We start from the raw sequence: 13909 nt of genomic DNA on the forward strand, positions 1-13909 counted from the left end.
TCAGAAGTGAAACGCCGTAGCGCCGATGGTAGTGTGGGGTCTCCCCATGCGAGAGTAGGGAACTGCCAGGCATCAAATAAAAGCGAAAGGCCCGGTCGAAAGACCGGGCCTTTTGTTTTATCTGTGGTCTGTCGGTGAGTGCTCTCCTGAGGAGGACAAATCCGCCGGGAGCGGATTTGAACGTTGCGCAGCAACGGCCCGGAGGGTGGCGGGCAGGACGCCCGCCATAAACTGCCAGGCATCAAACAAGTGAAGAAGCCCATCCGGCAGGATGGGCTTTTTTGCGTCTGCAGGGAGTGAGAACTGCCGGATGCAGCGTACCATTTTATCCAGCCCATACTGTTGCAACCGGTGTTCAGGCCTGAGAAGCGCAGCGCACCAGGCTCTCCCGGCAGCACATTGCCTGTTATCTGTGCGCGGGGTTGAGTAACAGGTACTGTCGCTCAGGATCGCGGACCTCTGTACATCCCATCACGTTAAACCCCATCTTCTTATAGAACCCAGATCTCAGCTTGCTAACAGGCACGACTAATCTTACGTATGGATTTTGTGGGGGTAGAGCAGTAAAGATATTGAGAGATGATCGGTTGGAAAGTATCAGAAACTACAAAAGCAAAAACCCGCCTCTAGGGCGGGTTCTTTAAATAGTGGTGCCCGGACTCGGAATCGAACCAAGGACACGGGGATTTTCAATCCCCTGCTCTACCGACTGAGCTATCCGGGCAACGGGGCGCATTAAACCGTATTCACGTCTGCCAGTCAATCAAATTTCGGGAAAAGATGTTCAACCGCTTAATATTGCGGCAATCTGTGCGATTATGCCTGAAGTTTGCACAAAACTTCCAGGCAATTTACCTATCTGACCTTCTATATGAGCAAAGGCTGACGAAAACGTTACGCGGCCTGTATTACTCCCGCACACTACCGCAAGTTGTGCACAAACCTTTCCGACGTTTCCAGTAACTAACGGTGCAATTGCTGCGGCAGGACCCGCTGGTGTGTCGGCAATGAGTTGGACGGGCGTTTAACAGAGTATTTCGCACCACCGTGGCGATGGTGCGTTTTTGTTTACTCATTTCGGCCTGGCGGGCATGCTTGCTTAGGTCAGCGCACCGCCCATACGGCACTGAGCAAAGCGCAGGATATCTTCAGCCAGACGGTGTGCCGTTTCGACATCAGCATGGCTACGATTCACCAGCATGCGGCTCAGACAGCCCTCCAGCACCAGTTCCATCTGTTTGGCGACCATTGCTGGGTCGTCAACTTCCAGCGTCGTCAGCAGCTCATGGGTGAAGTCATGTGCCGCCTTTTTTTGCTGATCGGCTAACTGATGGATCGGATGCCCGGGATCGGGGTAAAACGTACAGGCGGCGATAAACAGGCAGCCTGGATAGCGATTATTGCTCACGCATTCGGACAGCGCGGTGTAGCGTGCCAGTAATTTCTGTTCAGCGCTCAGGGTGTCATCCAGCAAAAGTTGACGCCGCCAGATATCCACCCGCTGGCTGAGGTAACGTAACGCATCGTACAGAATGGCCTCTTTGTCGGACCAAAAGCGTTGTAGTTCATCAAGAGGATAATCGATACGATCGGCCACCATTTCCAGTGTGGTATTGGCTATCCCTTGAACCTCAAGTAATTTCAGGGCTTCTCCCAGGACATCTTCACGTTGCACGGTATTCTCCTCCGTATTTCTTGTTGCAAGTGTCGCTCACGGTTGGCGATCGCGCAAATGTGCGCTGAAGGTCGCGGCATCCATAAAGCCGGTTACCCGAGCCTCCGGATGCTCTTTCCCCTCGGCGTCAAAGAACAAAATAGTCGGCAAACCTAAAACCTGTAGATGTTTCAGCAGAGCGACATCCTGGGCATTATTTGCAGTCACATCCGCCTGCAAAAGCACCGTGTCGCCTAGCGCTTGCTGAACCTGCTGATTGCTAAACGTATACTTCTCAAACTCCTTACAGGCCACGCACCAGTCAGCATACAGATCCAACATCACGGGTTTGCCTTTAGCTTGTGCCAGCGCCTGATTTAGCGCATCCACCGAAGCCACAGGCGTGAAGTTAAGGTGTGTCTGGGTTTGAGCATGCGGCACGCCGAACGCCCAGTCCTGCAATGGCCGTACGCTTACCAGCGCTGCAGCTAACAGGATAATTTGCACGATGCGCATCCAGGCGTGCTTTGCCTGCAGGCTGGTGATAAATGCCCAGCTAAAGAATGCGACGCCCAACAGCGACCACAGGCGAACGCCCCAGTCGTCGCCAATGATGCGTTCGAGTAAGAAGACGGGGAGCGCCAGAATGACAAAGCCAAAAGCGGTTTTGACATGTTCCATCCATGGGCCGCTTTTAGGTAACAGACGATTACCGAATACGGTAATTAGCATCAGAGGTAATCCCATCCCCAACGCGTACAGATACAGCGTGCCGCCTCCCAGCCACATGTTCCCGCTCTGAGCGATATACAGCAAAATCGCGCTTAGCGGGGCTGTTGTACAAGGAGAACAGATGAGGCCGGCAATCGCCCCCATCGCAAAGACGCTACCGGGGGAACCGCCTTGTTGACGGTTACTCATCAATGTAAGGCGTGTTTGCAGCGATGAAGGGAGTTGCAGCGTGAACAAGCCAAACATCGAAAGGGCCAGCAGCGTAAAGACGACGGCAAGGCCAATCAGGACGTAAGGATGCTGTAGCGCAGCCTGGAACTGCAATCCGGCGGCCGCAACAACCAGACCCAGCGCGGTATAAGTGAGCGCCATTCCCTGGACGTAGATAAACGTCAGCAGCAGCGCGCGTCCGGTTGATAAGCGTTGTTTGCCGCCCAGCACGATACCGGAAATCAGCGGATACATCGGCAATACGCAAGGTGTAAACGCGATGCCAATTCCGATTAGCAATGCCCACAGCGCAGAGAAGGGAAGCTGGGTTGCGGGTTGTGGTCTCTCTTGCAAAGTATCGGTGGCAGGAACTGGCGCAGGTGTCGCCCTGGTATCGGCAGACACTTCACTTAATGGCACCGTTTTAGTTTCAGGCGGATAGCAAAAACCGGCGTCGGCACAGCCCTGGTATGTGACCGTTAATGTTGCGCCAGATTTAGCCTGATTGACCGTGACCGGGATAGTCAATTGTTTACGGTAAATCTCACTTTTGCCATAAAACTCATCTTCATGCCAGACGCCTGGCGGTAGTTTTACCTCGGCGATATCGGCCTGAGATGGCGTAATGCTTATCTGTTTGCGATACAGATAGTAGCCATCTTTAACCTGCCATGAGAGGTTCAGATCGTGTTGGTTTTGCTGAAAATCAAAAACAAACGCCCGATCGGCAGGAACAAACTGCGAGCGGCCAGGCGCGTCAAATAATCCGGCAAAGGTAGATGTGCTGCACAGCAGCAGGATCAGCGTAAGGATGCGTTGAGCCATGAGCGGTAATCAAAGTCTCCGTGAGTGACGGGTAAAACCAGAAGTTCAGGCGTTTGGTATGGATGATGTGACTTCAGGCAATCGAGAAGGGCTTGCTGGTGTGTGACGGTGGTTTTTAAAATCATCTGGACTTCATATTCCTGCTCCAGCTTACCTTCCCAATAATAGAGGGAGGTCGCGCCAGGCAGCAGCGTCACGCAGGCAGCCAGCTTTTCCGCCAGCACTTTGGCGGCCAGATCCTGGGCGGTTGCTTCATCCGGGGCGGTACAGAGCACCACAACGGTATCGGGGATGGAAATATCCTGACTCTTTACATCAAGCATAAACACCTCGAAAGAACAGAGTAACCAGCTAAAGAGTGGTCACTATACAACGGACGAGGGAAGGATGTTAGTTAAAGCGGGATGATGAGGAGGAGGAACTGCAGGGCGCGAAGGCACCCTGCAGTAAAGTTTTACAGCATGAAGCTGCCCAGCAAGAAGCCGAAGCAGACAGCCAAAAGCACGCCCAGAGTACCCGGGATGAAGAACGGATGGTTAAAGACGAATTTACCGATGCGGGTTGTACCGGTGTCATCCATCTGCACCGCCGCAACCAGAGTTGGGTAGGTTGGCAGAATGAACAGGCCAGAAACAGCTGCGAAAGACGCAACAGCAGTCAGTGGGGAAACGTTCAGAGCCAGAGCCATCGGCATCAGTGCTTTAGCGGTTGCAGCCTGAGAGTACAGCAGCGCAGAAGCAAAGAAGAAGATGACAGCCAGCAACCACGGATGACCCTGAATTACGCTACCTGCAGTATCTTTGATCCAGTCAATGTTGTGAGATACGAAGGTATCACCCAGCCATGCAACACCCAGGATACAAATACAGGCGCTCATACCCGCTTTAAAGGTGCTGGAGTTCAGGATGGAGTCAGTTTCAACGCGGCAGACGATCGTAGTCAGCGTCGCGACGCTCAGCATGATGATCAGGATTGCGTTGGTGGTGTTCATCAGCGGTTTAGCAACCAGGCCGAGGCTTGGGCTGTTGATGATGGCGTATACAACTACGCAAATCACGCCCAGCAGGAACAACCAAACGGAGGTTTTCGCGCCAGCTTTGATTTCAACTTGTCTTTCACCACGCAGTTCAACCAAACCTTCTTCCAGACGCTTACGATAAATCGGGTCGTCAGACAGTTTGGAGTTGAACAGCATTGTTACCAGGAAGGACATCACCAGAACGGCCAGCAGAGTGGACGGAATGACCACGGACAGCAGGTGAATGTAGCTGATGCCATGACCTTCCATTACGGAAGACATGTAAACCACGGCTGCGGAGATTGGCGACGCCGTAATCGCAATCTGTGCAGAAACCACTGCGGTAGAGAGCGGACGGCAAGGTTTGATACCTTGTTCCTTCGCGACTTCAGCGATAACCGGCAGAGTTGCCAGAGAGATGTTGCCGGTACCGGCAAAGATAGTCAGGAAATAGGTCACGATTGGTGCAAGGATCGTGATGTATTTCGGGTTTTTACGCAGCAGTTTTTCAGTTTGATGAACCAGATAGTCCAGACCACCGGCAATCTGCATGGCAGAGATGGCAGCGATAACCGCCATGATAATGGAAATAACATCGAACGGAATATTACCCGGTTTTACGCCAATAGCGGCAAGAACCAGAACACCCAGCCCACCTGCAAATCCAATACCGATACCCCCAAGTCTGGCACCTAAAAAGATTGCCAGCAAAACGATGATAAGTTCTAAAACTATCATATTAGCCTTCCTTGTTGTTTAACAAGTTGATATTAAATTGTTGTTTTTAAGTAACTTCGAGTAAGAAAAAAGGCACGTCATCATGACGTGCCTTCTCCGGTACTACCCTACACGATTACTGTTCGCTTTCATCAGTATAACGTTTTGCTTTATAAGCAGGGTGCATCAGGTTCTGTGCAGAGAAGATATCGTCCAGTTCAGACTCGGTCAACAGACCGCGTTCCAGGACAACTTCACGTACGCTCTTACCGGTTTCGGCACAAATTTTACCGACGATGTCGCCGTTGTGGTGACCGATGAACGGGTTGAGGTAAGTAACGATGCCGATGGAGTTGAATACAAACGCTTCACAGACTTCTTTGTTAGCAGTGATACCACTAACGCATTTTTCCAGCAGGTTGTAGCAAGCATTGCTCAGAATGTGAATGGATTCAAACATTGCCTGGCCAATGACCGGCTCCATTACGTTCAGCTGCAGCTGACCAGCTTCAGATGCCATAGTAACGGTGATGTCGTTACCGATGACTTTAAAGCAAACCTGGTTTACGACTTCTGGAACAACTGGGTTCACTTTTGCTGGCATGATAGAAGAACCAGCCTGCAGTTCCGGCAGGTTGATCTCGTTCAGACCAGCGCGTGGGCCAGAGGAGAGCAAACGCAGGTCGTTACAGATTTTGGACATCTTAACAGCCAGACGTTTCAGTGCGCCGTGAACCATAACGTATGCGCCGCAGTCAGAAGTTGCTTCAATCAGATCTTCTGCCGGAACACAGGCGAAGCCAGTGACTTCAGCCAGTTTCTGTACTGCCAGCGGGGAGTATTCTTTCGGCGTGTTCAGACCCGTACCGATTGCAGTTGCACCGAGGTTAACTTCCAGCAGCAGCTCAGCGGTACGACTAATGTTTTTCACTTCTTCTTTCAACAGTACGCTGAAAGCATGGAATTCCTGACCGAGGGTCATCGGTACAGCATCCTGCAGCTGGGTACGGCCCATTTTCAGGATGTCCTGGAATTCAACAGCTTTTTGTTCGAAGCCTTCACGCAGCTGGTTCAGGGCATCGATCAGTTTGATGATGGATGCGTATACCGCGATACGGAAGCCAGTTGGGTAAGCGTCGTTGGTAGACTGACATTTGTTAACGTGGTCGTTCGGGTTCAGGTACTGATATTCACCTTTCTGGTGACCCATCAGTTCCAGACCGATATTGGCCAGCACTTCGTTGGTGTTCATGTTGACGGAGGTACCCGCACCACCCTGGTAAACATCTACCGGGAATTGATCCATGCATTTTCCGTTATTCAGGACTTCATCACACGCCGCGATGATGGCATTTGCCACACTCTTAGGAATGGTTTGCAGCTCTTTGTTGGCCATTGCCGCTGCCTTTTTAACCATTACCATACCGCGAACAAATTCAGGAATGTCGCTGATTTTGTTGTTGCTAATGTAGAAGTTTTCAATCGCTCTCAGAGTGTGAACACCGTAGTAGGCGTCCGCTGGAACTTCCCTGGTACCCAACAAGTCTTCTTCGATACGAATGTTGTTTAACATGTGAACCTTCTTTTTCAAGCTGCCAATGATTTGACTAAACACACAGGATATATGTGATTTCGATTGTTTCTCGACCGACGATTATCCCCTGCATCGGTCTGATACTCGAGATCATATGCTGGTTCAGGATTTCTACCGTAATCTGGATCACTTAAAGCGTGGAATTTACCCCTTATTTATTATTCTGTGAAATGGATCACCCCTTTAGGATTAATACTAAAAATAAGTGTACAAGCGACTTGAAATTTTGCTAACCACCTCAACATCTAATTGATGCGAGTCACATAATTCATCGGACAGGCGTTGAAAAAAACGACTGTTATTGACAGGAGAACCCTTTGCGCTGGATACCATTACTTGCCATTTTTCTCTATGTTTACATAGAGATATCTATTTTTATTCAGGTTGCCCATGTCCTGGGTGTCCTGATGACGCTGATTTTGGTTATTTTTACGTCGGTTATCGGTATGTCTCTGGTTCGTAACCAGGGATTTAAAAACTTTTTACTGATGCAACAAAAAATGGCGGCTGGTGAAAGTCCTGCTGCAGAAATGATCAAGAGCGTGTCGCTGATCATTGCTGGTCTGCTGTTGGTACTGCCCGGTTTTTTCACCGATTTCCTCGGTCTTCTTCTTTTATTACCCCCGGTGCAAAAACATCTGACGATGAAACTGCTGCCGCATTTGCGTTTTTCGCGTATGCCGGGCGGTGGTTTCAGCGCCGGAACCGGTGGCGGTGAGACCTTTGATGGCGAATTTCAGCGCAAAGACGACGATCGCAACCGTATTGATCATAAAGACGATCCTCGGGATTAAGCATCAGTATGCGGGCCGGATAAGCGTGAGCACCATCCGGCAAAATGCTTATCTGCCGGATGACGGCGTCAACGTCGCCTTATCCGGCCTGCGGGGTAAAAACAGCCACAGCCCTGCCAGCATAATCAGCGCATACAGGCTCTTCCAGCCAACCATTGCCAACAGCAGCAGACACAGTAGACCGCCAATGACCGCCAGCATGCGATAATGCCCTTTCAGTAATCGACATCCCGCCAGCATGCACAGCAAATAAATCATAATAAAGATGCCGTTAGCATAGATGATTAACGCATCGAGATTGATTTTCAGCATATAGATGCACAACGTACTGATCACGCAGCAGCCCAATACGGCGTTTAGCGCATTGCGCGGAAGGTGACGGGGTGACAGACGCGCCAGATGACTTTCCGGCTTATATTGCGCTTGCGACCAGACCAGCCGGGCGAAGCTTTGAATATAAATGTTGAGACTGGCAAAACAGGCCAGATAACCAATGATGCAGGCGACCCACAGTGCCTGTACGCCAAATAACTGCACGACGATCTCTGGCAGTGAGGCCGCCGCCGCCATTTGCTCACCGTAGGCGCCAAAATGAAGCACGACGACGGTGCATGCCCAATAAACAGAGCCCGCAAGCAGCAGGCCGATCATCAGCGCGCGCGGGAAATCCCGCTCCGGGTTTTTGAATTCAGATGCCAGATGGGCAAACGCTTCAAGGCCAACAAAACACCAGAACATCACCGACAGCGCGGCGAACAGTCCGGGGAGCTCAATCTCGGTTATCGCAGGGAAAGGGATTTCGCCAGGTTTCACATCGCCTGCCCACCAGATGGCGACAATGAGGGCAACAATCAATCCGGCAATGACCGTTTGCAGATTAGCGCTAGAGCTGGCACCGTGGGAGCCGATATACCAAACCAATGCCAGCGTACCGAGCTCTGCCAACAGAAGCTGTTCGTCATGCCAGCCAAACATCGCTTGACCAAATCCGGCGGCAATATGTAATGCCGCAGGCAAGCCGACGGGAATCACCGACAAAAATAGCCATCCGGTGACGCGCTCCAGGCGTGAGCCAAAGGCCATACCAACAAAATGCGCCACGCCACCCGCGCTGGGAAAATGACGACCCAGTACGGCAAAGACAATCGCCACGGGAAAGACTAAAACAATCAGCACCGGCCAGGCCCACAGGCTGTTGTTGCCAGCCACCAGCGCGGCTAGCGCAGGGACGGCGAAAACGCCTGTACCTAGTAATGATGTCGACAACAGGCCAATGCCCTGAGCCAGTCCCAGCTCTTGTTTCAGTCCGCTCATAAGTTGTTATCCGGTTATGCCCATTGACCGGGCTACAGCGCAGATTTTTGATGGTATCACAATCGTATTTGCTTATGACGACGTGACTGAAATCGTTATAAAATGTGATGCGAGTCGGCGTTTTGCCGGAATTTTCTGCTGATATAAATTTTTTTTCGCTTGCCCCCTTGAAGGTACAAAGCCCCATCCCCATTTCTCTGGTCACTAGCCGGGAAACCGTTCACGGGCCGGCGTCACCCATAACTGATAAAGACTTTCTCAAAGGAGAGCTATCAATGAGTATTCGTCCGTTACATGATCGTGTGATCGTCAAACGTAAAGAAGTTGAATCTAAATCTGCTGGCGGCATCGTACTGACCGGTTCTGCAGCAGGTAAGTCAACTCGTGGCGAAATCATCGCTGTCGGTAAGGGCCGCATCCTGGACAACGGTACCGTACAGCCGCTGGACGTTAAAGTCGGCGATATCGTTATTTTCAACGATGGCTACGGTGTTAAATCTGAGAAGATCGACAATGAAGAAGTGTTGATCATGTCTGAAAGTGACATCCTGGCAATTGTTGAAGCCTAATCCGCGAACGACACTGAACATACGAATTTAAGGGAAAGAGAAAATGGCAGCTAAAGACGTAAAATTCGGTAACGACGCTCGTGTGAAAATGCTGCGCGGCGTAAACGTACTGGCAGATGCAGTGAAAGTTACCCTCGGTCCAAAAGGCCGTAACGTAGTTCTGGATAAATCTTTCGGTGCACCGACCATCACTAAAGATGGTGTTTCCGTAGCCCGTGAAATCGAACTGGAAGACAAGTTCGAAAACATGGGGGCGCAGATGGTGAAAGAAGTTGCCTCTAAAGCGAACGACGCTGCAGGCGACGGTACCACCACCGCAACCGTACTGGCGCAGTCCATCATCACTGAAGGTCTGAAAGCCGTTGCTGCAGGCATGAACCCGATGGATCTGAAACGTGGTATCGACAAAGCTGTCGCTGCTGCCGTTGAAGAACTGAAAGCACTGTCCGTACCGTGCTCTGACTCTAAAGCTATTGCTCAGGTTGGTACTATCTCCGCTAACTCCGACGAAACCGTAGGTAAACTGATCGCTGAAGCGATGGACAAAGTCGGTAAAGAAGGCGTGATCACCGTTGAAGACGGTACCGGTCTGCAGGACGAACTGGACGTGGTTGAAGGTATGCAGTTCGACCGTGGTTACCTGTCTCCTTACTTCATCAACAAGCCGGAAACTGGCGCAGTAGAACTGGAAAGCCCGTTCATCCTGCTGGCTGACAAGAAAATCTCCAACATCCGCGAAATGCTGCCGGTGCTGGAAGCAGTAGCAAAAGCCGGTAAACCACTGCTGATCATCGCTGAAGATGTTGAAGGCGAAGCGCTGGCAACTCTGGTTGTTAACACCATGCGCGGTATCGTGAAAGTCGCGGCGGTTAAAGCGCCTGGCTTCGGCGACCGTCGTAAAGCGATGCTGCAGGATATCGCTACCCTGACCGGTGGTACCGTTATCTCTGAAGAGATCGGTATGGAGCTGGAAAAAGCAACTCTGGAAGATCTGGGTCAGGCGAAACGCGTTGTTATCAACAAAGACACCACCACCATCATTGATGGCGTGGGTGACGAAGCTGCAATCCAGGGTCGCGTGACTCAGATTCGTCAGCAGATCGAAGAAGCCACTTCCGACTACGACCGTGAAAAACTGCAGGAGCGCGTAGCGAAACTGGCAGGCGGCGTTGCGGTTATCAAAGTTGGTGCTGCGACTGAAGTTGAAATGAAAGAGAAGAAAGCCCGCGTTGAAGATGCCCTGCACGCGACCCGTGCTGCGGTAGAAGAAGGTGTGGTTGCTGGTGGTGGTGTTGCGCTGATTCGCGTAGCGTCTAAGATTGCCGGTCTGAAAGGTCAGAACGAAGACCAGAACGTAGGTATCAAAGTTGCGCTGCGCGCAATGGAATCTCCGCTGCGTCAAATCGTACTGAACTGCGGCGAAGAGCCGTCTGTAGTGGCTAACACCGTGAAAGCGGGTGACGGTAACTACGGTTACAACGCTGCAACTGAAGAATACGGTAACATGATCGACATGGGTATCCTGGATCCAACCAAAGTAACGCGTTCAGCTCTGCAGTACGCGGCTTCTGTTGCGGGTCTGATGATCACCACCGAGTGCATGGTTACTGACCTGCCGAAAGGCGATGCGCCTGACTTAGGTGCTGCTGGTGGTATGGGCGGCATGGGTGGAATGGGCGGCATGATGTAATTTAATCTTCATACTTCAAGCCGCAGGTTCATTGGCTGCGTTCGTTTACCCCAGTCACTTACTCATGTAAGCACTGGGGGATTCAGAACCTGCCGCCTGCCTGCAACTTGAATTATTTGATTAAATACGTATCTCGCGAAAAATGAGAAACCCTCGGGCAGAAATGTCCGGGGGTTTTTCTTTTGGTCATCTTTTTAGTATATGATTCAGCTACGGACATAACGTCCAGCTCATTGATTATGGGGAATGACATGCACGTGAAATATTTAGCAGGGATCGTTGGTGCCGCGCTACTGATGGCGGGTTGTAGCTCCAGCAACGAACTGAGTTCAGCCGGGCAAAGCGTACGCTTCGTCGAAGAGAAGCCTGGCGCAGAGTGTCAACTGATTGGCACTGCAACCGGTACGCAAAGCAACTGGCTTTCTGGCCAGCACGGCGAAGAGGGTGGCTCTATGCGTGGCGCAGCAAACGATCTGCGTAACCAGGCTGCGGCAATGGGTGGTAACGTGATTTATGGCGTCAGCAGCCCATCACAGGGAATGCTGTCCAGCTTTGTTCCTACTGCCAGTGAAATGACTGGACAGGTTTATAAGTGCCCAAATTGATAAATGCTGTTGATGCCTGATGGCGACGCTACAACTTCTTATCAGGCCTACGATACAAATTCGTCGGCCTGATAAGCGCAGAAACATCAGGCATTTTGAGCGTTATGCACAGACTGAGCGCGTAAATGATGCAGCGCGCCCAGGCACTGATCCTGATTGAGCTTTTGCGCCTTATCACCCGTCAACGTTCTGACAAACACCTGGCACGGTACACCAGCAAGCTTTTTCAGCCGTGGGCTGAAATCGAGAAGACGGCGAGTAATGGCTTCGGCCTCTTTGCTGCCGGAAGGGGCGCGAGTTTTTACTACCGAACCACAGAACTGGGCTTTTCCTTGATCATCCGTATAGCGGTAAATAATCGCCAGATAATGATTAAACAGGCTTTGTTTCCATTCGGGGTGCGTATAAGAGTCGTATTCCAGATTGTCGTTTGCCCGGCAATCAACATCGTACAGCGGCAGGAAATCCAGCAGCGATGTAATTCGTAGCGCTAATTCCCGCATGCCAGCATTATTTATTGCATGAATAACAGCATGGACCAGCACCCGAATCTGTAGTTCATTAACCAGTAATTCACACGTTTGTCCATCATGCAGTGTCAGAGAAAATGTTAAGTTTTCGCCTTTGTCATCCACTAACATCAGCGAATTTATGCGACGATTAATGTCGGCATTTTTTAGCTCATCTTCCTGAATCAAAGGAATATTTTCGTGCATCTTTTTGCTGACTTTATCGCATTCCTTCTCATATTGCGCATGCTCGTCTTCGCTAAGCTGATGTTTGGCGGATAGCCTGCTTTCCAGGGCGATCAGCAGATCTCTTAGCCCAAGCGGAGAAAGAAAAAATAACGACGTTTTATTCCTTGGTTCTTTTATCTTTAATGCTAAAGCAATAAATTCATTATTTTGACGAATAACACCGGTATTAATGCCCTTAATACTTATAACCATAAAAGGTTCTCCCTAACCATATATTTATTAATATTATGAATTTGGTTCTAATGATACAAATTATGAATTAATGATTTTATAGCGCTAATTAAAATAGCACAGATTAAAAGTGTGGCTCCACTTGTGAGGATTTAAATAATAAGTAATCGTGGTGAGTGTCCAGAATCGGACACTCAATAATGATTATTGTTGGCGTAGTTGCAGATCCAACGGCGTTTTACTTGGCTCTCCGCCAATTTCACGCGCCAGTTTGGGGACCATATAGCCGGAAACCAACGTCAGCAGTTCACGCATAATGTGACGTGCCTCATCGTCGCTGACCATAAAGTGGGCGGCACCTTGCACTTTGTCCAGTACGTGCAGGTAATAGGGCATCACCCCCGCATCAAACAGGGCGTTGCTCAGGTTCGCCAGCGTTTGTGCGTTATCGTTCACGCCACGCAGCAAAACGCTTTGGTTGAGTAGCGTGACGCCAGCGGTACGCAGTCGGACCATCGCCTGGTGAAACGCCTCATCGACCTCATTGGCGTGGTTAATGTGGTTGACCAGCAGAACCTGCAGGGAGGAGCGCGCAAAGCGCTGGGCCAGTCCTTCAGTAATGCGCGCGGGGATCACAATCGGCAAACGGCTGTGAATACGCAGACGCTTAATGTGCGGGATGGCTTCCAGTTGTGTGAGTAACCAGTCCAGTTCATGGTCCTTGGCCATTAGCGGATCACCACCGGAGAAGATAATCTCATCCAGCTCAGGATGCGCGCTAATGTAGTCCAGGGCGACCTGCCAGTTGCGCTTATTGCCCTGGTTTTCGGCATACGGGAAGTGTCGGCGGAAGCAATAGCGACAATTTACCGCGCAACCGCCTTTAACCAACAATAGTGCCCGATTGCGATATTTATGCAGCAAACCGGGGACCACGCTGTGCTGTTCTTCCAGCGGATCGGTCGAGTAGCCAGGTGCAGCAACAAACTCTTCCTGGGAAGTAAGTACCTGACGCAAAAGCGGATCGTCCGGATTACCTTTTTCCATACGAGCAATAAAGGCGCGCGGTACGCGCAGGGCGAAAAGTCGTCTCGCGTCGCGTCCGGCCAACAGTTTTTCATCTGCGTCTATATTCAAAAGATGCAGAAGTTCATCAGGATCGGTCACAACATCGGCAAGTTGCGATAACCAATCTTCTCTGGATGGGGTATTTAGGGTTACAATATGCGCCATTTTGTGGCTTAGCTACCAGTTAACA

Annotated in this window: 12 protein-coding genes, 1 tRNA gene and 1 pseudogene; 5 read left to right on the forward strand and 9 right to left on the reverse strand. The window is 50.7% G+C overall.

Annotation, left to right across the window (positions count from 1 at the left end; translation table 11 throughout):
- Positions 1-648 precede the first annotated feature (648 nt).
- Positions 649-724, reverse strand: a tRNA-Phe gene (locus OGV93_RS09620).
- Between the two features lie 287 nt (positions 725-1011).
- Here OGV93_RS09620 and OGV93_RS23915 point away from each other — a divergent pair.
- A pseudogene (locus tag OGV93_RS23915) lies at positions 1012-1098 on the forward strand (LysE family translocator); the annotation flags it as partial.
- Between the two features lies 1 nt (position 1099).
- On the opposite strand, the gene OGV93_RS09625 reads toward OGV93_RS23915, so the two are convergent.
- From OGV93_RS09625 to aspA, 5 genes are all read right to left on the reverse strand, one after another.
- The gene (locus tag OGV93_RS09625) at positions 1100-1675 is read right to left on the reverse strand and encodes a transcriptional regulator (RefSeq protein ID WP_200084694.1); all 576 of its coding nucleotides are present in this window, start codon (positions 1673-1675) and stop codon (positions 1100-1102) included.
- Between the two features lie 36 nt (positions 1676-1711).
- Positions 1712-3421, reverse strand: a complete 1710-nt coding sequence (locus OGV93_RS09630; RefSeq protein ID WP_047358979.1) for a protein-disulfide reductase DsbD — start codon at positions 3419-3421, stop codon at positions 1712-1714.
- Positions 3397-3744, reverse strand: coding sequence for a divalent cation tolerance protein CutA (gene cutA / locus OGV93_RS09635; protein WP_003025447.1), 348 nt, complete (start codon positions 3742-3744; stop codon positions 3397-3399). Before cutA ends, OGV93_RS09630 begins: the two co-directional genes overlap by 25 nt.
- 131 nt (positions 3745-3875) lie before the next feature.
- Positions 3876-5177: an anaerobic C4-dicarboxylate transporter DcuA gene (dcuA, locus tag OGV93_RS09640; protein WP_016151387.1), complete on the reverse strand. Its 1302-nt coding sequence runs from the start codon at positions 5175-5177 to the stop codon at positions 3876-3878.
- 115 nt (positions 5178-5292) lie between these two features.
- The gene (aspA, locus tag OGV93_RS09645) at positions 5293-6729 is read right to left on the reverse strand and encodes an aspartate ammonia-lyase (RefSeq protein ID WP_016151388.1); all 1437 of its coding nucleotides are present in this window, start codon (positions 6727-6729) and stop codon (positions 5293-5295) included.
- Positions 6730-7067: 338 nt separating this feature from the next.
- On the opposite strand from aspA, the gene OGV93_RS09650 reads away from it, so the two are divergent.
- Positions 7068-7544 (forward strand): FxsA family protein, encoded by a 477-nt coding sequence (locus OGV93_RS09650; RefSeq protein WP_016151389.1) that lies wholly within the window; start codon positions 7068-7070, stop codon positions 7542-7544.
- Positions 7545-7592: 48 nt separating this feature from the next.
- On the opposite strand, the gene yjeH is transcribed toward OGV93_RS09650, so the two are convergent.
- Positions 7593-8858 carry an L-methionine/branched-chain amino acid transporter gene (gene yjeH / locus OGV93_RS09655; RefSeq protein ID WP_019078188.1) on the reverse strand — a complete coding sequence of 422 codons (1266 nt, stop codon included), beginning with the start codon at positions 8856-8858 and terminating at the stop codon, positions 7593-7595.
- A gap of 275 nt (positions 8859-9133) precedes the next feature.
- Between yjeH and OGV93_RS09660 the strand changes: the two genes are divergently transcribed.
- The 3 genes from OGV93_RS09660 (at position 9134) to OGV93_RS09670 (ending at position 11722) form a co-directional block, all read left to right on the forward strand.
- Positions 9134-9427 carry a co-chaperone GroES gene (locus tag OGV93_RS09660; RefSeq protein WP_000027827.1) on the forward strand — a complete coding sequence of 98 codons (294 nt, stop codon included), beginning with the start codon at positions 9134-9136 and terminating at the stop codon, positions 9425-9427.
- Between the two features lie 43 nt (positions 9428-9470).
- The gene (groL, locus tag OGV93_RS09665) at positions 9471-11117 is read left to right on the forward strand and encodes a chaperonin GroEL (RefSeq protein ID WP_003025464.1); all 1647 of its coding nucleotides are present in this window, start codon (positions 9471-9473) and stop codon (positions 11115-11117) included.
- Positions 11118-11368: 251 nt separating this feature from the next.
- On the forward strand, positions 11369-11722 hold the full coding sequence (locus tag OGV93_RS09670; RefSeq protein ID WP_016151391.1) for a DUF4156 domain-containing protein: 354 nt from the start codon (positions 11369-11371) through the stop codon (positions 11720-11722).
- Positions 11723-11808: 86 nt separating this feature from the next.
- Here OGV93_RS09670 and yjeJ read toward each other — a convergent pair whose 3' ends face one another.
- The gene (gene yjeJ, locus OGV93_RS09675; protein ID WP_287109536.1) at positions 11809-12672 is read right to left on the reverse strand and encodes a YjeJ family protein; all 864 of its coding nucleotides are present in this window, start codon (positions 12670-12672) and stop codon (positions 11809-11811) included.
- A 183-nt stretch (positions 12673-12855) separates the two neighbouring features.
- Entirely contained in the window at positions 12856-13884 is a 1029-nt protein-coding gene (epmB, locus tag OGV93_RS09680; protein ID WP_016155496.1) for an EF-P beta-lysylation protein EpmB, read from the reverse strand.
- Positions 13885-13909 lie beyond the last annotated feature (25 nt).

The sequence above is a fragment of the Citrobacter sp. Cb031 genome, from assembly GCF_030336725.1.
Taxonomy (GTDB): Bacteria; Pseudomonadota; Gammaproteobacteria; order Enterobacterales; family Enterobacteriaceae; genus Citrobacter; species Citrobacter braakii.

Excerpts from the sequence above, each read along its gene's own strand:
- OGV93_RS09670 (WP_016151391.1), top strand. The coding sequence starts at position 11,369 with ATGCACGTGAAATATTTAGCAGGGATCGTTGGTGCCGCGCTACTGATG.
- dcuA (WP_016151387.1), bottom strand. The coding sequence starts at position 5,177 with ATGATAGTTTTAGAACTTATCATCGTTTTGCTGGCAATCTTTTTAGGT.
- aspA (WP_016151388.1), bottom strand. The coding sequence starts at position 6,729 with ATGTTAAACAACATTCGTATCGAAGAAGACTTGTTGGGTACCAGGGAA.
- epmB (WP_016155496.1), bottom strand. The coding sequence starts at position 13,884 with ATGGCGCATATTGTAACCCTAAATACCCCATCCAGAGAAGATTGGTTA.
- groL (WP_003025464.1), top strand. The coding sequence starts at position 9,471 with ATGGCAGCTAAAGACGTAAAATTCGGTAACGACGCTCGTGTGAAAATG.
- OGV93_RS09630 (WP_047358979.1), bottom strand. The coding sequence starts at position 3,421 with ATGGCTCAACGCATCCTTACGCTGATCCTGCTGCTGTGCAGCACATCT.
- OGV93_RS09660 (WP_000027827.1), top strand. The coding sequence starts at position 9,134 with ATGAGTATTCGTCCGTTACATGATCGTGTGATCGTCAAACGTAAAGAA.
- yjeH (WP_019078188.1), bottom strand. The coding sequence starts at position 8,858 with ATGAGCGGACTGAAACAAGAGCTGGGACTGGCTCAGGGCATTGGCCTG.
- cutA (WP_003025447.1), bottom strand. The coding sequence starts at position 3,744 with ATGCTTGATGTAAAGAGTCAGGATATTTCCATCCCCGATACCGTTGTG.
- yjeJ (WP_287109536.1), bottom strand. The coding sequence starts at position 12,672 with ATGGTTATAAGTATTAAGGGCATTAATACCGGTGTTATTCGTCAAAAT.